Consider the following 25617-nt stretch of genomic DNA (forward strand, 5'->3'; position numbering starts at 1 on the left):
ATCGCTGACGGGACGCCAGCGGCGTCTCCTAAACGCCATTCTCACGAATGGCAACTGAACTAGTATATGCGCGCGGGCGGAGAAGTTCCAAGCTGAGTTCCCAGTGGTATAGCGCACCTGTAAGATTGGCGCGGAAGGGAGCCGCGGTGGCAGGTGCAGTAGCAAGTGACGATTGGACGGGTATGTCCCGGCCTCTCGAACGGGTACTTGGCAAGCGAAGCGCGAATGCGCTGGCGAAGATCGGGCTCAAGACCGTTCGTGATCTCGTTTATCACTTTCCTTTCCGGCTGGCCAAGCGCGGTGAACTGATGCCGATTTCGCAGGTAACTGAGGGCGAATCGGTCACAGTGATTGCGCGCGTGCTTTCCGTGAACCTCCGCCCGATGAACTCGCGGCGCGGTTTCATCCTCACCATCGAGGTTACGGACGGCGAAAACGATCTGTCTCTGACATTCTTCGCGAAGAGTCCTCGGCCCCTTCAATATCACGAGCGGCGGCTGGCACCGGGCACCGTTGCAACGTTCTCGGGCACCGTGGGCTCGTACCGCGGCCAACTCCAGCTCTCGCATCCCGAATACGATGAGCCAGATTCGGAGAAGATGGGCCGGCCAATCCCGATCTATCATGCCGCGGAAAAGCTGCCGTCTTGGAAGATCGAGAAAGCGGTAGAGACCGTTCTGCCCACGTTGAGCGAAGCAGATTTTCCGGATCCTCTGCCCGCCGCCTACCGCGAAGCAAACGGACTGCCCGGGCTCTTCGAGGCGATCCAGATCCTCCATCACCCTCAGGATGTGGATCCATGGGAGCGCGCCAGGCTCCGGATGAAACACCAAGAAGCACTGGTGCTTCAGACGGCCCTCGCCGAACGGGGTAGGCGGGCCCGGGAACATGCGGTCAAGCCCTACGCGGATCAAGGCGGCAAGCTCTTGGAAGCCTTCGATGCCCAGCTTCCCTACACACTCACGGACGGCCAGCGTGCGGTTGGCCGGGAGATCGCGGCGGACTTAGCGCGCCAGATACCAATGCAGCGCCTGCTTCAAGGTGATGTGGGCGCAGGAAAAACCGTAGTGGCGCTACGTGCGATGCTCCAAGTGATTGACTCTGGCGGTCAGGCGGCGCTGCTTGCGCCAACCGAAGTTCTCGCATGGCAGCATCTGCGCACCATCGAAGCGTTGTTGGGCCCACAGCACGTCATGGACGTGGGTCTGGAGATCTTGACGGGATCGCTCACGGCCGCGACCCGGCGCCGTACCTTGGCGCGGATCGCCTCGGGGCAGGCGGGGCTCATTGTGGGCACGCACGCGCTCTTGTCCGAAGACGTTCAGATCCCGTTCCTTGGGCTTGCCGTCATTGACGAGCAACACCGCTTTGGCGTGGATCAGCGTGATCGTTTGGCGTCCGGCGTTCATACCCTTGTCATGACGGCAACTCCGATCCCGCGCACCATCGCGATGAGTGTGTTTGGAGACCTGGACGTTTCGACGTTACGCGAGCTTCCTGCCGGGCGTGCTGGGATAACCACAACGATCGTCCCCGCGGCTAACCCCGTCTGGATGAATCGAGTTTGGCAGCGTGCCAGAGAAGAAGTGGACGGCGGCGGGCGTGCCTACGTGGTGTGCCCGCGCATTGACCCGGAGGAAGGCCAGGCCTCCGTCACGGAGACCGCCACGAACCTGCGCGCTGATTCTGCGCTAGCCGGCATTGGGATCGGCGTGATTCACGGTCAAATGGGCCAAGACGAGAAGGCCCAGGCGATGGAGGAGTTTGCGACTGGCCGAGTTCCCGTTCTAGTGTCCACCACCGTGATCGAGGTGGGCGTTGATGTTCGTCAGGCGACTCTCATGATCATCATGGATGCCGATCGGTTCGGGCTATCCCAGCTTCACCAGCTCCGCGGGCGAATTGGCCGGGGCAGTGCTCCCGGGCTCTGCCTAGCTGTCACGGGCGTGCCTGATGGCACACTTGCCAGAGCCCGCCTTGATGCATTCGCCTCCACCACGGATGGCTTCGCTCTGGCCGAAGAAGATCTCCGCCTTCGCAGCGAGGGTGATGTGTTGGGGGCTAGCCAATCCGGCGGCGTCTCCCATCTCCAATTCCTCTCGGTCCTCAAAGATATGGACATCATCGAAGTGGCACGAACTGCCGCGCGCCACCTTGTTCTGGAGCCGCTTCCACCAGCACTGGCCGATGAAGTGGCGCTCCTCGAGCGTGCGGACTACTTAGAGAAGGGATAGGACGATGACTCGAGTGGTAGCGGGCCGTGCGAAAGGACGGATCCTCAAGGTGCCAGCGTCAGGAACTCGTCCAACCTCTGAGAGGGTACGCGAGGCCATGTTCTCTAGTCTGGAACATCGCGGGTTTATTGATGGCTGCGAAGTGCTGGACCTCTACGCGGGCTCCGGCGCGCTCGGCATCGAGGCCGCCTCGCGCGGGGCCATCTACGTTGAATGCGTGGAATCAGCGCCCAAGGCGGCCGCGCTGATCCGCCAGAATGCGGTTGACCTACCCGTTGTTGTCACAAATCAAAAGGCGGAAACGTGGGTGAAGCTCCCAGCCAACCGAGCCTACGACCTCGCGTTCCTCGATCCGCCTTACGATCTACCGGAAAACAAGCTCACGGAGGTGCTCGAGGGTCTCCTCCCACATCTGGCTCACGATGCGGCGATCGTGGTGGAGCGTTCCTCGCGATCCCCGGAGCCCACTTGGCCTGCCGGCATGGAACTCACCTCTGAGAAAAAGTGGGGCGATACCCGCGCCTGGACGGGGCAGGTGACGCAACACCCATCAGTAAACAACAGGGTTACCGATACCTCCCAGTAGGCTGGAGACATGAGTATCGCCGTATGTCCCGGATCTTACGATCCTTTGACGTTGGGTCATCTGGACGTAATCGATCGTGCAGCGGCCATGTTTGATGAGGTCATCGTTGTGGTGGCAGTTAATCACGTGAAGTCGTGTCTGTTCAGCGAAAATGAACGCGTGGAGCTTGCCGTGCGCGCCCTCGCGGATCGGCCGAACGTCTCGGTGCAGGCCCACTCCGGCCTGATTGCAGAGTTCTGCCGGCAGGTGGGCGCCTCGGCGATCGTCAAGGGCTTGCGGGGCGCGGCAGATTTTGATGGTGAGCAGGCCATGGCCCTGATGAACAGGCATCTGACGGGTATTGAGACCGTGTTTGTCATGGGAAATCCTGCAATGGGACACATCGCCTCCTCGATGGTTAAGGACGTGGCCCATCACGGCGGTAAAATTGATGATCTAGTGCCTTCCCACGTGGCGGAGGCGCTCCACAAGAAGGAGAACCGATGAATAAGGAATCTGAGGGCGCCTCGCTCGTCGCGATCCTCGATGAGCTGACGGAACTGGTGGAGAACGCCCGGGCGGTCCCGATGTCCGCTTCGGCCATGGTGAATCGTTCCGAAATCCTTGATCTTCTGGCAACGGCCCGAGATCAGGTGCCGGATCAGATCCGCGTGGCGGATGGTCTCCTAGCCGACGCGGAGGGCATGCGCTCCCAGGCGCAGGGCCGCGCAGACGATATTTTGGAGCAGGCGCAGAAGGACGCAGAAGAGGCCATTGCGCAGGCGCGGGAGCAGGCCGCACGCCTTGTTTCCCAGGATGCCATCACGATCGCCGCGAAGGCACGCGCACAGCGAATTGTTGACGATGCAAAGTCTCACGCGGATAAGCTTGCTGCCGGCGCCGATACCTATTCGGATAATTCCCTCTTAGCACTCCAAGAGCAGGTCTCCTCGATCGGCAATGAGCTCGATTCCCTCAACCAAACTGTTCAGGGGCGCATCGATTCGCTCGTCGGCCAGATCATGGCTGGGCGCAACGTGCTTTCGGACCGCGGTAGGGAAGAAGACGAAGAACTTACAGAGAAGGAAGAAGAATGGCAGTAACTGTTTCGGTTGCGAGCCTTCCACGCCAGGAGGGTTCGTCTCAGCCGTGGGTCAATGACATCCCCGCACCTCCAGAGTTTGGCCTAGAGCTGCTCAAGGTTCCCGAAGGTTCCCCGATGCACATCGATCTGCTGCTGCAATCGGTATCTGAGGGCGTGCTGGTGCAGGGAACCGCGGATGTGCACTTGGTGGGCCAATGTGCCCGGTGCCTGCGCGATATTGAGGATGCCTACCGCGAGCAGATCACTGAACTGGTCTACTATCCTGAGCGCAAGGCCGCTTTCTTGGAGGAAGGCGATGAGGAAGTGGAGGAGTCCCAAGAGATCGTTGACGATTCGTTCGATCTGGAAGCCATGCTCCGTGATTCCATCGTCCCGAACCTCCCGTTCCGCCCGTTGTGCCGTCCGGACTGCCCGGGGCTCTGCCCCGAATGTGGGGAGCGCTGGGATGATCTGCCCGAAGATCACCACCACGATCACTTCGATTCACGCTTTGATGGCCTCGCGGCCCTTCAGGCACAGATGGAAGCCGATCAGATGGGAGCCGATGAGAGCGAACAGGATCAGGCGTGAGCTATCGGGACCTGATTGCCCGGTGGGGTATCGATATCAACCGCCCGCTCCTGCGCCGCGCCCTCACGCACCGCAGCTTTGCCTTTGAACACGATGAACCACACAACGAGCGCCTAGAGTTTCTGGGCGATTCGGTGCTCAACCTCATCGTTGCCGAACGCGCCTACCGCGATTTCCCGGACCTGCCCGAGGGCCACCTGACCCAGATCAAGTGGTACGCGGCCTCGGAGAAGGGGCTCGCGGACATTGCGCGAGAGTTGGAGTTAGGGCAGTTCATACGCCTGGGCAAGGGTGAGGACAAGAGCGGTGGCCGGGACAAGGATTCGATTCTTTCGGACACGATGGAAGCGCTGATCGCGGCAACGTACCTCCAGCATGGCATGGAGCCCACGCGGAAGGTCGTGGAGCGCCTGGTTGATCAGAAGATCAAGGATGCCAGCATGCTAGGGCCCAACCTCGATTGGCAAACCAGCTTCGAGGAGGTTGCCCATGCGCGTGGCATGGAGGGCACGATGTTGTTCGACATGACGAGCGAAGGCCCAGATCATGCGCTTGTCTTCACAGCAGTGGCCCAGATGGGCGGGCGCACGTGGGGGACCGGCACAGGTTCGAACCAGAAGAATGCGCGGCATGCCGCTGCGGAGGCTTCCTATCGGCTCTTGGTTCAGGACATTCCCGAGCAGTACCCGGAGCAGGGCGCGCCAGTTCGCGCCGATCAAGTTGGGCCTTCAGGCCCAGAAATACCGGCTTAGATCGTCCGAGTGTGGCACAATTCAGTGTGGTAGTTATTCTGAAAGAGGTAGAACGTGGCAACTGACGATATCCGCGTCATGATTATTGACGATCACGAAGTTGTGCGGCGGGGAATCGCCGAGGTTGTTGATAGGGCGGAGGGGCTTTCCGTTGTGGCAGAGGCCGGCAGCGTGTCCGAAGCTGTACGCCGTGGAGAGCTGGTTCACCCCGAGGTGGCACTCGTTGATTTGAGGCTCCCGGACGGTACCGGAATCGATATTATTCAGCAACTGGCCGATATTTCGCCAACCACCCGTTGTATTGTTTTGACTTCTTTTGACGACGACGACGCCCTAGCTGAGGCGCTCACCGCCGGAGCGAAAGCATACCTGCTCAAATCGGTGCGGGGAGCTGAAATCACGGAAAATATCCGGGCGGTCGCGGCGGGGCGCACCCTGCTTGATGAGCGCACGGTGTCACGCCGCAGGGCTGATCACGACGATCCCACAGCAGACCTCACCCCGTCCGAGCGCAAGGTGCTCGATCTCATCGGTGACGGACTCTCCAACCGCGAGATCGGCGAGAAGCTGGGCGTGGCCGAGAAGACGGTTAAGAACCACATCACCTCTCTGTTGTCCAAGATGGGCTTGCAGCGCCGCACGCAGGTGGCGGCGTGGGTTGCGGGCCAGCGGGCCGCAGGCTGGCGCAACTAACCCCTTCACCCCGGGGTTGCGTCGAATCTCGGGGAGTTAAGCGACTGTGGCCGTCCACTCCACCCTTGTGCCCGGACCCTCCTGATTCGGGCGTATGGAGAAAGTACCGTGGTGGCGCCTAGCGCGTGCGGCCAGGTTTGAGATACCAGAGCGCCGTGAGAGTTCCGCTTTCACACCCTGCCCGTTATCGGTAATGCGGATTTCGATCCGGTGATTCTCGATGCGGATATCTACGTCCGCCGCCGTGGCATGAGCGTGCCGCGCCACGTTGGATAGGCACTCGCGAATTACGGCGACCACATCATCGGCCAGGTCCGAACCCAGCTCGTCATCAACCTCCGTATGGAGGCCGGATGTGATGGTCTCGCCTAGGTTGATGAGGGTTAGCGTGGGGTGATAGCCGAGGGACCCGGCGGCATTGGTGATCTCGCGGTGGATGCGCTCCACCACGGGGATTGTCGCCTGAGGGTCACGGAGAGAATAGATAATCTGCCGAATCTGATGCACGGACTCGTCGATCGAATTGATCGACTTATCGAGGCCGTCAAGCACCGAGGTAGGCACGCCCTGATCCGCCAGATCGTTGCGCACTGCGGACAGCTCCATCCCTGAGGCAAAGAGCTGTTGAATGGCAAAATCATGCAGATCGCGGGAGATCTGGGCGCGATCCTCTAGTTGATCGGCCTTGGCCTGCGTGAGGCGTGCCCCCGCCAGTTCTAGGGCCAGCGCAGCCTGACGCGCTACGTTCTCTGCCATTGACAGATCCGCAAGATCGAACTCCGGCTTGCCGATCTCGCGAAGAAGGACTATCACACCTTCGGGAGTGCCCTTGGACATCATGGGGGCATACAGCGCGGCGCCGAAATGCGCAATCTCGGGAACCAGCAGGTTCTTCTGACGGGTCATGGCGTCCACGATGAGGCCGGTACCTTCGCGGATGACGGTTTGGGCACGCCCCGCTGGGGGAAACTCCACGCCGATCAAGTTCTTAGCGTACTCGCCGTCGCAAATCTCGCATGCCCACGTATCGCCTACTGACGGCAGGATGATAAGGGCGGCATCGGCCTTGGATACCCTGCGCATCTGCTTGGCGATGAGCTGGAGAGCTTCTTCCTCGTCAGTTCCTTCTAGCAGCGCGGTGGTGATGGCACGGGATGCGGCGATCCACTGCGCGCGCGTGTTGGATTCGGCGTACAACCGGGAGTTCTCCACGGCAATTGCAGCCGCTTGGGCGAGGAGGAGCATGTTGTTGCCGTCGTCGTCCGTAAACCCACCGTCTTTATCGGACAAATAGAGCCTGCCAAACACGCGATCCTGAATCCGGATGGGAACACCGAGGAAGTTGTGAAGGTGGGGATGGTTCGGAGGGTAATCGCCGCCTTTAAGATCGTTGACGATGAGGTATCGATCATCCGGGATATCGCCCAATAGCCCGTGCCCTTTGGGAGGCGTGCCGATCTTGTCCGCGAGCCAGGGCTCGATACCGGAGAAGACGAATTGGAGGGTTTCGCCGCGCGAATCGAGTACGGCCAATGCGCCGAACTTGCAGCTGGTGACCTCGATGGCTGAATCTACGAAGGTCTGGAGAGCGGATTGCTGATCTAGACGCGTGGTGAGTTCGAGGGCTCGGGTAATCACTCGGGCGAGGTCAGCCATAGACGTTTCCTTCCTGACGAATTGACCACCGATACTCGGGAACCAACTCTGCCAGCTCCTCGTGCGTTCCCGCAGTAGCAGATTCCTTGGAGAGCATGATGATTCGGTCGGCTGCATCTAGAGGCGCCAGACGGTGTGTCACAAGGACCACCGTACGCGCCTTCGCCGGGTCTTGGTGATGTCCGGAGCGTAGCAGATCTCGGATGAGCGAATCGGCGGTTTCGGGATCGAGGTGTTCGCCGGGCTCGTCGATCAGTAGGTATTCGCCGGGCGCGGCCAGCGCTCGTGCGAGGAGGAGCCGCCGGCGCTCACCGCCGGAGACTGTGGCTGCCTGCGATCCGAGGGAGGTGTGGACTCCATGGGGGAGTTGGGCGATCCATTCCCCGAGGCCCACGCGCGTCAGCAATTCTTGGGCTTCGGCCTCACTTACCGACGCGCGGGCCATCCGGATGTTCTCAAGCACGGAGCTCTCGAAAAGGTGGGCGTCCTCCGTGGTGAGGGTGAGCGACCGGGATACCTCTTGCCGGGGCAGGTATGCGATCTCGCGCCCGTCTAGACGGACGTGGCCAGAGTGTGGGTACAACATGCCTGCGAGTGTGTAGAGCAGCGTGGTTTTGCCGATACCTGATGGTCCGACAATTGCGAGGGACTGCCCGTGCTGAATCTCAAGATCGATCGGGCCGGCAACCTCCGCGCCGCCCGGCCAACCGATAACGAGGTCGTGAGCGGCCAGGCCCCTATCCTCGGTATCCGCGGGACGTGGTGGGACATCCTGCGGGGCATCCGCCTTGTCGAGGAGCGAAAAGATTCGATCCGCCGCGCTGGAGGAAACCACCAGCTGTACGCCGGCCTTGGCCAGAGCCTGAGTGGCCTCGAATGCGGAGAGCGGGGTTAGGACTACCACCGCCAGCTCGATGGGTGTGAGCGTTCCGGCAGCCACCTGCTGCGTGCCGATGATAATGGCAAGAGCGGTCGTGATGCCCATGCCGAGCAGGTCTAGCACCGGTGCCAGCGCGGCTGGCTTCGCGGCGCGATCCCGATTGGCGAAGATCCGGGTTTCGGTGGAGGCAGCGGCAGCTTCCATGGAAGCGAGGCGACCCGAGACCCGTAATTCCTCGGCGGACTCGAGCATGGCCAGCGACTGGGCCGCGAGATCTGCCTGATCGTTGATTTGTGCTTTCTCGGCGAGGCGCGCGCCCCGCATGGCGAAATAGGGGCCAACTAGCCCGGAGATGAGAAGGCCGCCGGCAACAACCACGCCGATCGCAGGGGAGAGCCAACCGACGATTCCCACGGAAAAGATCGAAACCACAAGGGCAACCGCGGCGGGTTGGAGCGCTCGCACCACAATATCCCCCACAGAATCCACGTCTCGGCCGGTGCGCGCGAGCAGATCGCCGCGACGAATGGAAGTGACAACATCGGTGGGTGAATCGGCGAGCGAATCGTAGACGTTCGAGCGGAGGTTGGCCATGCCGTACAGCGCCACGCGATGGGCAGCGATCTGATTGAGGTAGCGGAACACAGCCTTACCTACTCCGAGTGCACGCACGGAGGTGGCCGCGACGGCTAGATCAAGCACCGGGGGCATTTGGGATGCCCGAGCGATCAGCCAAGCGGAGATCGCAGCCAGCCCCACCGAACACATGAGGCCCGCGGATCCTGCCAGCACGGACAGGAAGAAGCCCATCTTGGAGATGCCGAGGAGCCGGGTAGCCCGGCGGATCGTCGTAATCACTGGGACCTCACTGTGTTTGCTTGCACCTCTATGACGTTGTCCGCCAGTTCGAGGATGGCGTTTCGGTGTGCGATCACCAGTACTGTGGTTCCTTCAGCGGCGAGTGCACGCACAGCGGCGGATACGAACGTCTCACTCATCGCATCGAGGTGAGCCGAAGGTTCGTCCAGAATCACGAAGGGGCGCGGCGTGACGAGCGCTCGGGTGAGGGCGAGCCGCTGGCGTTGGCCCACAGAAAGGCCGACGCCGCCTTGGCCGATCAGGGTGTTCCAACCATCGGGCAGTGAAGCCACTACATCGTCAAAGCCGGTGAGCTTGGAGGCATTGAGCAGAGCGGGAGAATCCTCCGAGTGTTCCCGACTAAGTTCGAGGTTTTCAAGAATGGTGCCGGGTACGATCACTGGCTGCTGCGGAACCCACGTGACCTGTTCCCACAGTGACTCCTTGTTGATTTCAGCAAGGTCTATCCCGCCTATTGTCACGCTGCCGCCGGAAGGCTGTACCAGCTTGAGGATGACGGAGGTGGTAGTGGACTTTCCTGAGCCAGACGGCCCCTTGAGGGCTGTTATCGTTCCCGGCTCGATGCGGGCGCTGAGAGAATCGGGAGCAATCGTGGCACGGCCGGGCGCTTCGACGCTCAACTCGGTGATGTCGATGGCGGAGCGCCGCAGATCCGGGGCCAGCTTCGGAGAGGTGCTCGAATCACCCGCGAGCAACGGCGGCTCATCCAGAATCTCAAAGGCGGATTGACAGGCGGCTACACCGTCCGCCGAAGCGTGGAACTGCGAACCCACCTCCCGCAGAGGTTTAAACACCTCTGGCGTGAGCATGATAATGGCGAGCCCGGCGAAAAGGCCTATGTTGCCGTACACCAGCCGTAGGCCAACCTCCACTGCTACGAGGGCGGTGGAGAGAGTTGCGAGGAACTCCAAGACCGCGCCCGAAAGGAAAGCGACGTACAGGGTGCGCATGGTTTTATCAGCGTAGTCCTCGCCCAGATCCTTGACTCGGCGGCGTGGGGACTGCTCGCGGCCGAGCGCCTTGAGCGTGGCGAGCCCGGCGAGTAGATCGAGGAGCTGCTGGCTAAGGCGCTCCATTGAGGATAGGCGGGCCTGAGAGTTGGACTGAGTCATCCGTCCCACCAAGATCATGAAGATCGGGATGAGGGGAAGGCAGATCAGGATGGCTATCGCGCTGATCCAATCGAGCCAGAGGATCACACCGAGGGTGAGGGGCGTGACCGTAGCGGTCAAGATCATTTGCGGAAGGAACTTGACGAAGTACGGTTCCAGATCGTCTAGAGCCTCGGTTGCTAACGTGACGGTGGAAGCGGTTCGGCCCTGAGAGAGCCAGCGCGAACCTTGATCGCCCGCGCGCCGAATCACTTGCGTCCTCAGGTCCGCAATCACGCGGAGCGCTGCGCGGTGCCCGTAGGCTTCCTGTAGGTAGGTGACGAGCAGGCGAAGGGCGAACACGAGGGCAAGAATGCCCACCAATCCCGCCACATCTGCAAATGTCTTGGATCCGTCAATAACGGGGGAGATACTTCCAGAGATCAGGAGACACTGAGCGATAACAAGGCAGGCGGAAACGAGGCCTGTGACGGCGAGGAGCCCGATATAAGATCGGGCTCCTCGTGCGTAGGCAAGTAAGCGCTTATCTAGTGGCTTCACAAGCTACACGTTATCGAATGTGCGAATCTGCTTGTAGTCGATACCCGATGCTTCCTCGGGAATGTCGTCAACATTGATCCTCCGAGCGAACACCTTGTACGCCCAGATCGTGTACCCGAGGATGATCGGCACGAAGACCACGGCCGCGATGGTCATGATCGTTTGCGTGGGTGCAGTGGCGGAGGCTTGAGCAAGCGTGAGCGAGTACGCCGGATCGATAGAGGACTTCATGGCGTCCGGGAAGATCGTGAACCAGATGAACACGACGGCCAGAGCCAGCCCCACGAAGTGTGCAACGAAGGCCTTGACCTCGCTGCCGTTCTGAATGAATATCCAAGCGGCCACGAAGGCAACCGCAGTTAGGCCGAGCGGGAGCCACGAGATTGCATTGTTCGTGTAGCTGAGCTGTGCCCACAGGGCCCAGACAACAACCAGAATGATGGCAACCCCCATGGACTTCTTGGCGAGCGCCTGCGCACGGTTGTGGAAATCTCCGGTGGCGGTCTTAATCGAGATGAAAAGCGCTCCATGAGAGATGAAGAGCGCGAGCATCATGACGCCACCCAGAATGGTGAACGGTGTCAGCAGTGAGAAGAAGCCGCCCGTGAGGAAGTGCTTGTCCACCGCATCAAGTGATGTATTGACCTGATCGGCCGGGACGGCCTGGAAGACGCCGTCTTCGTAGTGGCCAACCTCGATCTTCATGCCCTGCACAAAGTTGGAGAATGCCACGCCCCACAGAATGGAGACAACAAAGCACACGGTCGCGTTGATCCAGTCCCAAGTATTGCGCCAGCGCGGGGAGTTGATCATCTTGCGCCATTCGAGGGCACAGATACGGAAGATCAGGCACACAAGTATCACCACGAGCGCGAGATACATGCCCGAGAACATCGTTGCGTACCATTCGGGGAAGGCCGCGAAGGTGGCGCCACCAGCGGTGATCAGCCATACCTCGTTGCCGTCCCAGTGCGGGCCGATGGCGTTCAGAGAAGCGCGCCGCTCCTTTTCATTGCGCGCCAATCCCTTGAGCAGGATGCCTACTCCAAAGCCGAAGCCCTCGAGCGCTATATATCCCATCCAAAGAACGCCGATGAGAATGAACCAGAGAAGTTGAATGAATGAAAGATCCATGAGGCTGCCCCGATCAGTAAACGAAGTTCGGTTGTGCTTCAGTTGTGGAATCGTATTCCACAACCTTGCTCTTGGTATTGATGCCTTCTAGCGCATAGCGCCGCAACAGGGCGATCCAGACCACGCCCAGTCCCGTGTAAAGCAGTGTGAACACGAGCATGGAGGTGAGAACCGAAGCTGCGCTCACCGAGCTGGAGACTCCAAAATCAGTCAGAAGGAAGACGTTGTTTTCACCTGGTACAACAACCCACGGTTGGCGTCCCATCTCCTGGAGAATCCAGCCGAAGGAAGAAGCGATGAACGGCATGGGGATCATCCACAGCCAGAACTTACCCCAGCCCTCGGACCTGCTGATCTTATCCCCTCTAATGAGCCAGAACCCGAGCAGGGAAACTCCCAGCATGAGGAAGCCCAGCCCCATCATGATCCTGAACGAGTAGAAGGCCACTGTCAGGTTCGGGCGATAATCTTGATCTGGGCCGTAGACGTCCGCGTACTTTTCCTGAAGCTCTGCATTCACATCATCGAGACTCGGCAGGAATGATTCCTCACCGGCAAAGTGGTTGGTGGCCATGAAGGATTCGAGCCCGGGGATCGGAACGTCCAGCTGAAAGCCGTCCGTGTCCCTAGTATCCATGATCAGTGTGAGGTTGTGGGATTCGCCCGATTCCATAGTTCCCATCATCGCTGCAGCCTTAGCTGGCTGGATATCACCGATGTGCTGGCCCATGAAGTGGCCCGAGCCGATCACGACGATAGAGGAGATAAGCATGGACGTCAGGCCGATCTTGGCGACAGGCTTCCAGTATCCACGTGCCTCTTTCTCATCACCCGTGATCCGGATGGAGCGAGCCATCCACCAGATAGAGATAGCCGCAACAACGGTTCCGGCAACAAGGAATGCTGCGGACATCGTGTGGACAAACTGGAAGAGCGAAGTCTCATTAAAGAGCACCTTCAAGAATCCGCCCATTCCGTCCAGCTCTGCACGGCCGGTATCGGGGTTAACTGACGCACCCTTGGGATACTGCATAAAGGCGTTTGCGGCAAGAATGAAGAACGCAGAAATAGCGGTGCCAGCAGCGAAGAGCCAGATGGTGAGGTTATGTACCTTCGGGGATAGCCGGCCCTTGCCAAATATCCACAGTCCCAAGAAGGTGGATTCGAGGAAGAACGCGAGGAGCGCTTCGAAGGCCAGCGGGGCACCAAAGATGTCACCCACGAATCGGGAGTATTCAGACCAGTTCATACCGAACTGGAACTCTTGGACGATGCCCGTAGCAACTCCGAGAGCGAAGTTGATGATGAGGATCTTGCCAAAGAAGTCAGTGACCCGCTGCCACTTTGGGTCACCAGTCTTACGAGTCTTCGTTTGCATGATGGCCACGAGGGTGGCGAGTCCGATTGTCAACGGGACCTGCAAGAAGTGGTAAACCGTTGTGATTCCGAACTGCCACCTGGCGAGGTCGAGGGCGTCTAACACGTGAGCACCTTTCGGACGGCCGGTAAAGTTAGGGACTATTGTCCGCATTACTCTAACAGAATAACGTGGTGGCAAGCCGCTATTTCCTTCGGAAACTCGGGACTTGTCTCGCTGGATAACAATCCTAAACTTGGATCTTCCCAGCTACCATACCGAGAAGCTTGCTAGGTGGCTTCCCGGGCGTCTAGGACTCTGGCCCCAGATAATGTGACGAGCGAAACGGGCAACGAGGTGTTAGGCCATATCGATGGCGGTGTGAGAGAATGGGGCCAGTGTCAGGCGTACCCGCATCGTCTGGCAACCCGACCGCTGGTCCTACTGAGCGCCGCATAAGCGTTGCTGCCGGTGGTGGATATCGGTTCGGGAGACAGAGCTTTCCGCGGTAGAACGCGATTATTGGCCCGTACAGGCCTCGTAGATGTGGGAACGGACCTGCGGGCAGGAAAGTGCGCGCACGTATGGCTGACAAGGCCACGACGTCGGAACACCCAGAGGGTGCCGGCACAGGCAAAAAGAATAACCAGGCACAAGAGGCCATTGCTGAATCACTCGCGGAGCTCAAGCGTGATGCTCCAGAGCGGACGGCAAGGCGCAAGACGGCGTCAAAGGCCTCAACCGATGACCTTTTCAAGGCGATCCCTTCTCGCGAGACGAGTGAAGACCAGCCCAAAACCCCCAAAGCTAAGGCCAAGACTTCCACAAAGAAGACCTCTAACGAGAAGGCTGACTCCGCCGATATCTTTAGCGGGAACGATACCCAGGCCGATGAGCGTCCATCGAAGAGTTCGGTGGCGCCGCCGATGACCGCATTGCTCTTCCAGGAGCCGGATGTGGCACGAGCGCAAACTCGTCGTCGTTCTTCTTCTCAGGAATCAGAACCTAGCGAAGCCACCAATAAAAGTGAGGCGTCAACCGAGGACTCCAGGGAGGAGAACAAGGGGAAGCGCCGCGGCTCACGCGGCCGGAAGAAGTCCCAGCCCGAGCCTGACAACGCCGCCGAACACGCTGAGGACGCTACCACTGCCAAAGAGCAAAACGAGAAGCCTGCCGAGCAGAGCAAGGAACAAAAGGGTAAGGCACCTCAGGACAAAGACCAGGGTAATAAGGACAAGGACGCGGATCAGAACGTCACCACGAGGCGCCGGCGCCGGCGGCGCTCATCCGAACCTACGGATGAAGTCGCGGCGCCCAAGGGTTCAACACGGCTAGAGGCCAAGCGTCAGCGCCGGAAGGAAGGCCGCGAGGCCGGACGTCGCCGCCATACGATTACCGAGTCTGAGTACTTGGCACGCCGTGAATCCGTCAAGCGCGACATGGTGGTGCGTGAGCAGGACGGCCTCAACCAGATTGCCGTTCTTGAGGATGACGTGCTGGTGGAGCATTACGTAGCCCGCCACACCCAAGTTTCCATGGTGGGAAACGTTTATCTGGGCCGGGTACAGAACGTGCTGCCTTCGATGGAGGCAGCTTTCGTTGACATCGGCAAGGGCCGCAACGCCGTGCTCTACGCCGGTGAGGTTAACTGGGAAGCCGCCGGGATGGAGGGCAAGCCTCGCAAGATCGAGCAGGCGCTGAAGTCCGGCGACACCGTTCTTGTGCAGGTCACCAAGGATCCGATCGGCCACAAGGGCGCTCGCCTGACCGCGCAGATCACCTTGGCTGGCCGCCACCTCGTGCTGGTGCCCTCGGGCGCCATGACCGGTATTTCCCGCAAGCTTCCCGAGAAGGAGAGGCAGCGGCTGAAGAAGCTTCTCAAGCAGATCGTTCCTTCCGAACACGGAGTGATTGTTCGTACCGCCGCAGAAGGCGCCACGGAAGAGCAACTGCGTTCCGATGTGGAGCGGCTCACGGAAACGTGGGCGGACATCCAGAATAAGTCCAAGGCATACAAGTCCGCGCCCACCCTCCTCAAGGGAGAACCTGAGCTTGCAGTCCGCGTTGTACGTGACATCTTTAATGAGGACTTCTCCTCCTTGAAGATTCAGGGTGACGGCGCGTGGAAGACTCTCTCCGAGTACGTAGGTAAGCTTTCGCCCGAGCTTTCGGAGCGCTTGGAGCACTGGACGTCCTCGGAAGATATCTTCGCCGCGAACCGGGTGGACGAACAGCTTGCCAAGGCGTTTGACCGCAAAGTGTGGCTACCCTCTGGTGGCACGCTGATCGTTGACCGTACCGAGGCTATGACCGTCATTGATGTCAACACCGGTAAGTTCACCGGGGCAGGCGGGACGCTCGAAGAGACGGTCACCAAAAATAACCTTGAGGCCGCCGAGGAAATCGTCCGCCAGCTTCGCCTGCGGGATATCGGTGGAATCATCGTTGTGGACTTCATCGATATGGTGCTCGAGGCCAACCGCGAGTTGGTGCTCCGGCGGCTCATCGAGTGCCTAGGCAGGGACCGGACACGCCATCAGGTGGCTGAAGTGACCTCGCTCGGGCTGATCCAGATGACGCGTAAGCGCGTGGGACAGGGCCTTGTCGAGGCGTTCTCCACCACGTGCGAGGCGTGCGACGGCGCCGGGTACATCACTCACTCCCATCCTGTTGAACGGACGGACGGCCCTGATACAGGCGTGCGGCGCGGTAAGAAGCAGCAGCAGGCTCCTGCTCAAGATCACTCCGGGAACGATCCCAAGCGTGATGGCGTGAAGAACGCTCTCAACTCCATCGCCGCGGCCGGCACGAAGGGGCACGAGGATCAGTCCGATGAGGCTGGGAGCGCTGGCGGTGCCGGGACCGGGGCCGCTGGTGAGTCCCGCGATTCGGGCGATCATGGTCAGGAATCCGGCGGGTCCAAAAAGTCTAAGAAGGCGAAGAAGGGTAAGAGCTCCAGCGGCGATTCCGGCAAGGATTCCGGCAAGAAGTCTGGCCGATCTGGCGGCAGCAAGAAGTCTGGGCAAAGCGCGAAGTCTGGCCAAAGCGCGAAGTCCGGTAAGGACTCCGCTTCGACTGCGCAGAAGAGCGAGACTCCCTCCGAGACGAAGAACGAGGCTCCCTCCCAGAGCGTCGTGAAGAAATCGGCTGCTGCGTTGGAAAAGCCGATTGAGCGGCCGGCTGCGTTGCAGCGGGCAGCAAACGCACCCGTGGGTAAGGTAGGGGCGCCAAGTACGCCCGGAGCCGAGCCAGCCGACAAGGCGAAGGAGACGAAGCCTCGTAAGGTTCGGCGCGTGTCCTCTTCGGGAACAATTACGCCAGGGGCAGGTACCTCAGGCGCGATCATGAGCTTCCCCGCGAAGTGACGCGATTGGCGCGTGGTGTATCCCATAGCCGAAACCTCCCGCTAGGGGGCGTTCGGACTTGATTGGATTGCTTCAAAGTGAGTAACCTTGAGAGTCGGCGCGTGAAACCGCGCCCATTAGTCAGTAATGCTCCGCATCAGCGAGAGCAGCCGGATCAACAGAGATGAGCAAGAACGTGGTTTACGCGATCGTCAAGGCCGGCGGCCGTCAGGAGAAGGTGTCCGTTGGGTCCGTCGTCGTAGTGGACAAGATGGATGGACAGGCAGGCGACACCGTCGAGCTCGAACCCATCATGCTCGTTGACGGTGACAAGGTCACCACGGCTGCCGATGGCATTTCAGCAAAGGTAACGGCCGAAGTTGTGCGGGACGATAAGGGTCCGAAGATCAACATCGTCAAGTACAAGAACAAGACGGGTTACCGCAAGCGCATGGGTCATCGCGCCAAGTTGACCCGCCTGAAGGTCACCGGCATTCAGTGAGTATTCACTCCGTCAACGCATTACTAGAGAGCAGGTTCTAGAGATGGCACATAAGAAGGGCGCCAGCTCCTCGCGCAACGGGCGCGATTCTAACGCGCAACGCCTCGGCGTTAAGCGCTTCGGCGGCGAGACCGTCAAGGCTGGGGAGATCATTGTCCGCCAGCGTGGCACGCACTTCCACCCGGGCAACAACGTTGGCCGCGGCAAGGATGACACTCTGTTTGCACTGGCCGCTGGCAATGTCCAGTTCGGCAAGCGCAAGGATCGCAAGGTCATCGATATCGTAGCTGCACAGGCTTAAGTACAGGTCTGATTCGTTAGAGGGTGGAAGGCGTTTTGCCTTCCGCCCTCTTTCGTCGTCGTCGGTAACTAACACCGGGTTTGCGTCAAGTCTCTGGAAGCTAAACCGGGTTTGCGTCAAGTCTCGCGTTTCTGGGGCGGGATTGCGTCAAATCTCGGGGACGCGGGGTGCCCCTTTTAATAACGACGACGGACCTATGAGCCGCGTCCTACACGGACAGCTCGTTCTCCCGTAGGCTGGCAAGCCACCGGGACTTCCAACTCACATCATCTAAAGAGCAGAGGAAACATGGCCACCTTCGTGGATCGAGTGACTATATACGCCCAAGCCGGAAATGGCGGCAATGGGTGCGCCTCAGTCAAGCGTGAGAAGTTCAAGCCGCTCGGCGGTCCGGATGGCGCAAACGGCGGGCATGGCGGAAACGTTGTGGCCGAAGTTGATCCGCAGGAAACGACGCTGCTCGCCTTTCACCATGCTCCCCACCAGAAAGCCGAATCGGGAACTCAGGGCGCTGGTGATATGCGGGCTGGGCGTAACGGTGCGGATCTCGTATTGAAGGTGCCCTCGGGAACTGTGATTCGGGCGGCCGGAGGTGACGTGCTCGCAGACTTGGTTGGTCCGGGGGAGCAATACGTGATTGCTCGCGGCGGGGCAGGCGGCCTAGGAAACGCGGCTCTTGCATCGCCAAAGCGTAAGGCGCCTGGCTTTGCTCTACTTGGCGACGAAGGCGAGGAAGCAGAGGTTGTCCTTGAGCTGAAGTCGGTTGCCGACGTTGCTCTGGTGGGTTTCCCGAGCTCTGGCAAGTCCTCGATCATCGCGGCAATGTCTGCTGCGCGCCCCAAGATCGCCGATTACCCCTTCACCACGTTGATTCCTAATCTCGGAGTGGTTCAGGCCGGCGATGAACGTTACACGATCGCCGACGTTCCGGGCCTCATCCCCGGTGCCTCGGAAGGAAAGGGCCTCGGGCTAGAATTCCTCCGCCATATCGAACGATGCTCGATCATTGTTCATGTGGTTGATTGCGCGACTCTTGAACCCGGCCGCGACCCCCTTACTGACCTTGACATGATCGAACGCGAGCTTGCGGCCTACGCCGAGGAGCTTCCTGCCGTCGAAGGCCGAACGCCTCTCATGGAGCGCCAGCGTTTCGTGCTGCTCAACAAGATTGATGTGCCAGAAGCCCGCGAGCTCGCTGAATTCGTCCGTGAGGATCTCGAGTCGCGTGGCCTGCCGGTGTTTGAGATTTCCGCCGCCTCCCACGAGGGCCTGCGGACGCTCTCTTTCGCCCTCGCGCAGGCGGTCAAGGAGTCCCGCGCCGCCCAGCCCGAGGTTGAGGAAAGCCCTCGTGTTGTCCTGCGCCCCCGCGGTGGCAAGAGTGCAAGTGCAGACGCCTTCACTGTTACCAAGCGCTCCAAGGGAGGAGAAGACTTCTTCCTTGTGCGCGGGCCTAAACCCGAGCGATGGGTGCGCCAGACGGACTTCGATAACGATGAGGCCGTCGGCTTCCTTGCGGATAAGCTCTACAACATTGGCATTGAGAAAGAGCTGATGCGCAGCGGCGCACGCGCTGGAGACATGGTGGTTATCGGATCCGAAGAAGACGGGTTCATCTTCGATTGGGAGCCGACCATGCAAACGGGCGCCGAACTGCTGGGCCCGCGCGGGACGGACCTGCGTTTCGAGGAGCCCACTCGCGCTTCCCGCAAGGAGCGCAAGGAAGCGTACTTGGACCGCATGGATGCCAAGACGGAAGCCCGCGACGAACTTTGGCAGGAACGCGAAGCTGGACACTGGACCGATCCTTCTGACATTTGATGGCAAGATAGCGGTGTGAACAAGGTGCTTAATCGTCTCGAGATTGGTCAAGCCACGCGCATTGTGGTCAAGGTAGGCTCTTCATCTCTTACTCGACCAGATGGCAACCTAGATTTCGAGCAGCTTGCACACATCACGAAGGTGCTGACCTCAGCCCACCAAAACGGCCAGCAAGTAGTTCTGGTTTCCTCAGGCTCTACGGCCGCCGGCATCGGTCCGCTTGGGCTGTCCGGTAAGCCGCGAGAGATGCACCTGCATCAAGCGGCGGCCATGGTTGGCCAATCGCGCCTTTTGGCGGCGTGGGAGGCGGAGTTTGCCAAGGCGAACATCACGATTGGCCAGGTGCTCTTCACTGCGGAAGACGTGGTGAACCGCCGCCACTACGCCAACGCGCAGAGTGCGCTCTCCACGCTGCTTTCCCTAGGCGTGATCCCGATCGTGAATGAGAACGATGCGGTGGTTACCGATGAGCTCCGCTTTGGAGATAACGATCGCCTAGCAGCACTCACTTCTCACCTTGTGGCGAGCGAAGTCTTGATCCTACTGACCGATGTGGACGGCCTGTACACGATGCCTCCCAAATTCGAGGGCGCCCGTTTGATCGAGGAGGTCAGGTCTATGGCAGACCTCGATTCCCTCGAAATTACGAGCCGTGGCTCAACGGTGGGTACCGGCGGTATGCGCACGAAGGTGGCTGCGGCGGACTTGGCGTGCTCGGGCGGGATTGCCGTTCTTATCACCTCTCCGGAGAACCTTGGGCGTGCGCTTACTGGGGAGCCGGTTGGCACGTGGTTCCACCCCACGGGTAAACGCACCTCCGCCCGTAAGCTCTGGTTGGAGCATGCCGCTCAGGTCAAGGGAACGATCATTGTTGATGATGGTGCTGCCTCCGCACTGCGCCGCCGTGGTACTTCGTTGCTGCCAGTGGGCGTGTTCGCAGTTGCCGGTAAGTTCTCCTCGGGCGATCTTGTGGAGATTCGGCAGATGGATGGGAGCACTATCGGGCGAGGCGTTTGTGGATTCTCCTCGGAAGAACTCACGCACATCGCGGGGGACAAGGACTTCGCCCATGGCCTGCGCCCCGTGGTGCACGTCAATGATTTCGTCCGCGCACGTCAGGGACACGTGGTTCACTGATGGCCTGACGGCCACGTTCGGGACTGCTTCACGGGCCACCCAAGACAGGACCCACGTCCCGCAGTTGAGGCGGAGATTACACTCCCAAAGTGACATCGTCCACTCTATGGAGGGCTCGTCTTGCTATTCGGACGCAGGACTGTTTAATCTGTAGGCGTATCAGAGATACGGTCCGCCACGAGCGGATGGCCATGCCGGAAGGGATGAGTAGCGATGTTAGTGCAAACGATTCACACCCCGAATGTCGCGCTTCTTTCGTTTTCCTTCCATAACGCGTGCCGTCAACGTCGAATGTGCAGTTAAATCATGCATCGGCCTTGCAGCCACTCTTTCCTCCAAGCACTCGATGCTTCAAGCAATGCTTCCAGCGATACTCATCGACATTGTGAACGGATGAACGACCATGACAGTCCAACTACCCACCAATGAAACCTATTCGACCGAACGGGCAACCGACGCCGTTATCGGCGTGGATCTGACGCTCCTCGGAGCTGTGTGTAGCGAGGCGTTTACCTCCCTCGGTATTGATTTGCCAGTTGAGCGCGCCAGCCTTCCCAAGCTTGCCTCGTGCATTGGCGCAGCCTGCACAGGTGGCCTTGACTTCGTGTCTCTTTCCAAGGATTTTCAGGCGCGCTCGGATCGAACAACGTGCATGGACGCGGTACGAACCGTTTCACGAATTATGGATGTTGGCGCGGTAGGTTTCTCGGCTGAGATCCCGCCCGAGGCCGAGCATGTGGACGAGGCCGTGAGTCTGCTTGCCGAGCAAAAAGATGGCTGGGGATGTGTTGAGATCGATATCGCATCTAGTTCTGACCTTGAACAGATCGCCAAGTATGCCAAGAGTGCCCATGACGCCGGTGTTCAGGTGACGGCCCGCGTGGCCTGTGATCTCCTGTCCGAGCTGGATATTGATCTGCTCGCGAGCTGGGCGGATATGGTCCGCCTGCTCACCGATGATCCTCACGAGGCTCGCGGCGCACGGTTCGCGCTGCGTTCGGCGGCGCACCAGCAGGGACGCGAGCTCAGGGTTCTGGTGGAAGTTGGGATTGTTATCTCGGGTAATCAGCAGGCTGCGAACGAGCGCGCCATCCTCATCGAGGCGATGAACGGGTCTCCAGCATTTGCCGGCAAGGCTAGTGTGGTGGGTACCGTCTACGATGTTGCCGATCTGGTTGAGTCTTGGATCGGCCTCGGCGCCGCTGATGGCGTGGTATTCCTCCCCGCCTCTGTGCCAACAGACCTCGCCTCCGTTATCCGTGGAGTACTGCCGCTATTGCGAGCTCGCTCCGAGGCGTAGTTTTTACCGACGACGAAGAAGCACTCACCTCCGCATGATCTTGTGGAGGTGAGTGCTTGTCTTATGTATCGTCGTCGTCCCCAAACCGAATTCTTGACGCAAAACTCAAGTATCCGCTAGAGACGTGACGCAGAATCTGCGTGCTAGTTGGCCTCGGCAACCTTGGCACGCACCGAATCCATATCCAGAGCCTCAATCTGCGAAATCAGATCTTCAAGGTTGGGACCGGACAGTGCTCCGGCCTGCTCGAATACGCGGATTCCGTCGCGGAAAGCCATGAGCGTAGGAATGGCGGAGATGCCGAAGTGAGCGGCAAGTTCCTGATTTTCCTCAGTATCTACCTTGCCGAATGTAATACCTTCATGCTCCTCAGATGACTTCTCAAAGATGGGAGCGAACTGGCGGCAAGGACCGCACCACGATGCCCAGAAGTCGAGAAGAACGATGCCGTCCTTGACGGTCTCATTGAAGTTGTCGGAAGTAATTGCAATGGTTGCCATGATCGCCTTTCTTGTGGAATCTCTTGCTGTGGGTGGTAACGACGAACCGGCGCAACCTATTCCATTGATTTCCGCCACTCTCAAGCGCATAGGGGCATAACGCGTCAAAAACCTCTAGGCTTAAGGCTATGTCTGGATTATCTCCCATCCAGGGTGTTGAGGCCGCGGCCCGCAACGCCCAAGATGCCGCACGCTCGTTGCGAGGCGCAACCAGCGGCGCCAAGAATGCCCTGCTGGTGGCGATTGCGGACGCCCTCGAGGATCAACGCGGTGCGATCCTCGAAGCGAACGCGCGCGATGTGGAGGACGGAAGGGCCTCGGGCATGAAGGAGGGGCTCATAGATCGCCTCCTACTGACCGAAGAACGAATCAGCTCAATCGCCGCTGCCACACGTCAAGTGGCAAGCCTACCCGATCCGGTCGGTGAAGTTGTTCGGGGGCAGAGCCTTCCAAACGGCCTCCTCTTGCGCCAAGTGCGCGTTCCGATGGGCGTGATCGGAATGATTTACGAGGCGCGCCCCAACGTGACTGTGGATGCCGCGGCTCTGGCGTTGAAGGCTGGCTCAGCCGTGCTACTTCGGGGTGGACGTGCCGCTTTGCACTCCAATGCGGCGTTGGTTGATGTGATGAGGACTGCCGTAACCGCCAATAACTTACCCGCGGACCTCGTAGCTACCATCGATGAATACGGGCGCGAAGGTGGCGTGGCGCTCATGCGTGCGCGCGGGCTCGTGGATCTGGTAATCCCGCGTGGCGGGGCAGGATTGATCCAAACCGTGGTGCGCGAATCGCTGGTTCCGGTGATCGAAACGGGCGTGGGCAATTGCCATGTGTATGTGGACCGGGCGGCGGATCTGGATAAGGCGCTCGCGATTGCGGTGAACTCGAAGACTCATCGGCCGAGCGTGTGCAACGCTGCCGAAACCCTACTCGTACATCGTGACGTGGCCAGTCAATTCGTCCCGCGCGTGGTCCAGGCCCTGCAGGGGGCCGGTGTGACCGTGCACGGGTGTGACAAGGTGCAGGCACTCGCGTCCAACGTAGTCCCAGCATCCGAAGAAGACTGGGAAACTGAGTACCTCGCGCTAGACATCGCCGTGGGCGTGGTGGACTCGATCGATGGTGCGCTGAGCCACATTCGACGCTACTCGACGGGGCACACGGAGGCCATCGTGAGCCAAGACGTGGCCGCCGTGCGTGAATTCACATCGTCTGTTGATTCAGCGGCGGTGATGGTCAATGCCTCTACGCGCTTCACCGATGGTGGGGAGCTTGGACTGGGTGCCGAGATCGGGATTTCCACCCAGAAGCTGCACGCCCGCGGGCCTATGGGGCTGGCTGAACTGACCACCACCACGTGGATCGTGGAAGGGGACGGGCATGTACGAATCTAACGTGCATGTACCGTTCGACGAATCGAAGGGACGCCGCCGCCGAATCGGCATCATGGGTGGCACTTTCGATCCCATCCACCATGGCCATCTCGTTGCGGCGTCTGAGGTTCAGAGCCATTTCGGGCTGGACGAAGTGGTGTTCGTTCCCACCGGAAACCAGCCTTATAAACGCGATAGGACAGTGACACTGGCCGAACATCGTTACCTCATGACGGTGATCGCCACGGCCTCCAATAAGAGGTTTTCCGTCTCGCGTGTGGACATCGAACGTGAGGGCACCACCTACACGATCGACACTCTGAAAGACCTGCATAGCATCTACCCAGATGCGGATCTCTACTTCATCACAGGTGCCGATGTTCTCCCCGATATTTTGGGTTGGAAAGACTCGGAAGAGCTGTGGGGCATGGCGCACTTCGTTGGCGTGACACGCCCGGGGCATAAACTGGATGTTAGCAAGTTGCCGCCAGGGGTCATGACCCTCATGGAAGTCCCGGCCATGGCAATCTCCTCCACCGATTGCCGTGTACGTGTGGGCCGGGCGGCACCGATCTGGTACCTAGTGCCAGATGGCGTTGTTCAGTACATCGCCAAGTATCATTTATACGAGGATCTAGACGAGCAGGGGCCGGGCGGCCCGGGCAAGAAGGAGCACTGAGGATGAGCGAGGAGAAACCACGGTTGTCTCGGCGCGAAATGCGGGAACGCGGGCTACTCAGGCCCGTTACTGATGGTCCTTCACCCGTCGAAGAGCTCTCGCGCACCCAAGAGATCTCCTTGAACCGGATGTCGCGCAAGGAGATGCGCGAGCGTGAACGGGCGAGCCAAGCGACCGTAGATTCCGAAGTTGAGGCCGCCAAACAAGAGGCTGCGCGGCGGGCCACCGAGCAGCGCGCGGCCGAAGAAGCAGCCCGCAAGGCCGCCGCCGAACGAGCCACCGCAGAGGCCGCTGCCCGCGCCGCCGCGAATCGTGAACGTATTGCCAAGGCGCAGCGAGCCGAGCGCGAAGAACAGGCGGCTGCTACACGCGAGCGTGAGCAGGCCGAGCAGGCCGCTGCTAAGGCATCTGCCGATCTTGAGGCCGCCGAGGCCAAAATCGCCGAGCAGGCCGCCGCCGATAAGGCTGCAGCCACTGACCGCCGCAGCGTCTTTGATCGCTTTACGGGTGATTCTGGAAGTTCCCCGGCACCTTCTCATTCCGCGCAATCCGCTAACACTGGGTTCTCCGCGGCCACAGGCTATTCTGCGCAGTCTGGTTATTCTGCCTCCTCGGCTCGTTCTGCCAGCGCAGCAAGTGCTCCGTGGGCTGAGTCTCCGGAATCTGACGATGCGAGCGCGAGCCTCGAGGAGCGCTTGCTCGATCGCATGCGCTCAGGTGGATTCTCACTCGCTGCTAGTTCCCCTGAGGAGCTGCGCGACGGTAAAACTGGGGCCGCAGCGGCATCCGAAACCTCAGCCATCTCTGAAGGTTCTGCTTCCGAGGCGGCTGCCAACGAGCCACACACGCTCGGGGAAGCAGTCGCAGGTACGGCCGGCGTGCGTGAGGAGCCAGAGGGGAGCGAATCCGATCTTGGCACCGGCGTTCCCCGTGCTTCGAAGAGCGCGCAGGAATGGACTGCAGCTGAGGATATCGAATCCGAGTACGATGCTGACGATCTCCAGGAAGATAAAGGCCACGGCGTACTCATGACGTTGATCGGCATTCTCATTGGAATTGTCTTGGGAATTATCGTTGGATTTGGCCTACGCTACCTTTACGTCAATGTCCTCTCGTTGGGAGCAGATCTGCCAGCGATCGTCGCGTCGGCACAATACATCACGCCCTTGTTCTAGCATTAAGCAAC

At 59.9% G+C, this 25617-nt stretch carries 22 protein-coding genes; 16 read left to right on the forward strand and 6 right to left on the reverse strand.

Annotation, left to right across the window (positions count from 1 at the left end):
- The first annotated feature begins 146 nt into the window (after positions 1–146).
- The 7 genes from DD236_RS04835 to DD236_RS04865 all read left to right on the forward strand — a co-directional run bounded on the left by DD236_RS04835 (position 147) and on the right by DD236_RS04865 (position 5919).
- Positions 147–2234, forward strand: coding sequence for an ATP-dependent DNA helicase RecG (locus tag DD236_RS04835; RefSeq protein WP_243409910.1), 2088 nt, complete (start codon positions 147–149; stop codon positions 2232–2234).
- 4 nt (positions 2235–2238) lie between these two features.
- A complete protein-coding gene (gene rsmD / locus DD236_RS04840) occupies positions 2239–2820 on the forward strand; it encodes a 16S rRNA (guanine(966)-N(2))-methyltransferase RsmD (protein WP_109093197.1) in 582 nt (193 codons plus the stop codon).
- Positions 2821–2829: 9 nt separating this feature from the next.
- Positions 2830–3306, forward strand: a complete 477-nt coding sequence (gene coaD, locus DD236_RS04845) for a pantetheine-phosphate adenylyltransferase (protein WP_109093198.1) — start codon at positions 2830–2832, stop codon at positions 3304–3306.
- Entirely contained in the window at positions 3303–3902 is a 600-nt protein-coding gene (locus DD236_RS04850) for an ATP synthase subunit B family protein (protein ID WP_109093199.1), read from the forward strand. Before coaD ends, DD236_RS04850 begins: the two co-directional genes overlap by 4 nt.
- Entirely contained in the window at positions 3893–4474 is a 582-nt protein-coding gene (locus DD236_RS04855) for a YceD family protein (protein ID WP_109093200.1), read from the forward strand. Before DD236_RS04850 ends, DD236_RS04855 begins: the two co-directional genes overlap by 10 nt.
- Entirely contained in the window at positions 4471–5226 is a 756-nt protein-coding gene (gene rnc / locus DD236_RS04860) for a ribonuclease III (RefSeq protein ID WP_109093201.1), read from the forward strand. Before DD236_RS04855 ends, rnc begins: the two co-directional genes overlap by 4 nt.
- A gap of 78 nt (positions 5227–5304) precedes the next feature.
- A complete protein-coding gene (locus tag DD236_RS04865; protein WP_109093297.1) occupies positions 5305–5919 on the forward strand; it encodes a response regulator in 615 nt (204 codons plus the stop codon).
- Between the two features lie 36 nt (positions 5920–5955).
- On the opposite strand, the gene DD236_RS04870 is transcribed toward DD236_RS04865, so the two are convergent.
- From DD236_RS04870 to DD236_RS04890, 5 genes are read right to left on the reverse strand one after another with little or no spacing between them, the layout of a single operon-like run.
- On the reverse strand, positions 5956–7575 hold the full coding sequence (locus DD236_RS04870) for a GAF domain-containing sensor histidine kinase (protein WP_109093202.1): 1620 nt from the start codon (positions 7573–7575) through the stop codon (positions 5956–5958).
- The gene (gene cydC / locus DD236_RS04875; RefSeq protein WP_279322664.1) at positions 7568–9313 is read right to left on the reverse strand and encodes a thiol reductant ABC exporter subunit CydC; all 1746 of its coding nucleotides are present in this window, start codon (positions 9311–9313) and stop codon (positions 7568–7570) included. Before cydC ends, DD236_RS04870 begins: the two co-directional genes overlap by 8 nt.
- Positions 9310–10986, reverse strand: a complete 1677-nt coding sequence (gene cydD, locus DD236_RS04880) for a thiol reductant ABC exporter subunit CydD (protein ID WP_109093203.1) — start codon at positions 10984–10986, stop codon at positions 9310–9312. Before cydD ends, cydC begins: the two co-directional genes overlap by 4 nt.
- 3 nt (positions 10987–10989) lie before the next feature.
- Positions 10990–12120: a cytochrome d ubiquinol oxidase subunit II gene (gene cydB, locus DD236_RS04885; RefSeq protein WP_109093204.1), complete on the reverse strand. Its 1131-nt coding sequence runs from the start codon at positions 12118–12120 to the stop codon at positions 10990–10992.
- 13 nt (positions 12121–12133) lie between these two features.
- Positions 12134–13603, reverse strand: coding sequence for a cytochrome ubiquinol oxidase subunit I (locus DD236_RS04890; RefSeq protein ID WP_243409911.1), 1470 nt, complete (start codon positions 13601–13603; stop codon positions 12134–12136).
- 458 nt (positions 13604–14061) lie between these two features.
- Here DD236_RS04890 and DD236_RS04895 point away from each other — a divergent pair, with 458 nt between their 5' ends.
- From DD236_RS04895 to DD236_RS04920, 6 genes are all read left to right on the forward strand, one after another.
- Positions 14062–16842, forward strand: coding sequence for an Rne/Rng family ribonuclease (locus DD236_RS04895; protein WP_109093206.1), 2781 nt, complete (start codon positions 14062–14064; stop codon positions 16840–16842).
- 163 nt (positions 16843–17005) lie between these two features.
- Entirely contained in the window at positions 17006–17323 is a 318-nt protein-coding gene (gene rplU, locus DD236_RS04900) for a 50S ribosomal protein L21 (protein ID WP_109093207.1), read from the forward strand.
- A gap of 43 nt (positions 17324–17366) precedes the next feature.
- A complete protein-coding gene (gene rpmA / locus DD236_RS04905) occupies positions 17367–17624 on the forward strand; it encodes a 50S ribosomal protein L27 (protein WP_109093208.1) in 258 nt (85 codons plus the stop codon).
- Between the two features lie 288 nt (positions 17625–17912).
- Complete coding sequence (gene obgE, locus DD236_RS04910; protein WP_109093209.1) at positions 17913–19442, forward strand: GTPase ObgE; 1530 nt, start codon at positions 17913–17915, stop codon at positions 19440–19442.
- A gap of 15 nt (positions 19443–19457) precedes the next feature.
- The gene (gene proB, locus DD236_RS04915) at positions 19458–20579 is read left to right on the forward strand and encodes a glutamate 5-kinase (protein ID WP_243409912.1); all 1122 of its coding nucleotides are present in this window, start codon (positions 19458–19460) and stop codon (positions 20577–20579) included.
- Between the two features lie 403 nt (positions 20580–20982).
- The gene (locus tag DD236_RS04920; protein WP_109093210.1) at positions 20983–21879 is read left to right on the forward strand and encodes an LLM class oxidoreductase; all 897 of its coding nucleotides are present in this window, start codon (positions 20983–20985) and stop codon (positions 21877–21879) included.
- Positions 21880–22022: 143 nt separating this feature from the next.
- On the opposite strand, the gene trxA is transcribed toward DD236_RS04920, so the two are convergent.
- The gene (gene trxA / locus DD236_RS04925; RefSeq protein ID WP_109093211.1) at positions 22023–22379 is read right to left on the reverse strand and encodes a thioredoxin; all 357 of its coding nucleotides are present in this window, start codon (positions 22377–22379) and stop codon (positions 22023–22025) included.
- A gap of 128 nt (positions 22380–22507) precedes the next feature.
- Between trxA and DD236_RS04930 the strand changes: the two genes are divergently transcribed.
- From DD236_RS04930 to DD236_RS04940, 3 genes are read left to right on the forward strand one after another with little or no spacing between them, the layout of a single operon-like run.
- A complete protein-coding gene (locus DD236_RS04930) occupies positions 22508–23773 on the forward strand; it encodes a glutamate-5-semialdehyde dehydrogenase (RefSeq protein ID WP_109093212.1) in 1266 nt (421 codons plus the stop codon).
- Positions 23760–24431 (forward strand): nicotinate-nucleotide adenylyltransferase, encoded by a 672-nt coding sequence (gene nadD, locus DD236_RS04935; RefSeq protein WP_109093213.1) that lies wholly within the window; start codon positions 23760–23762, stop codon positions 24429–24431. The genes DD236_RS04930 and nadD overlap by 14 nt, the downstream gene beginning before the upstream one ends.
- 2 nt (positions 24432–24433) lie before the next feature.
- Entirely contained in the window at positions 24434–25606 is a 1173-nt protein-coding gene (locus DD236_RS04940; protein WP_109093214.1) for a hypothetical protein, read from the forward strand.
- Positions 25607–25617 lie beyond the last annotated feature (11 nt).

This window comes from Ancrocorticia populi, assembly GCF_003123745.1.
Taxonomy (GTDB): domain Bacteria; phylum Actinomycetota; class Actinomycetes; order Actinomycetales; family Actinomycetaceae; genus Ancrocorticia; species Ancrocorticia populi.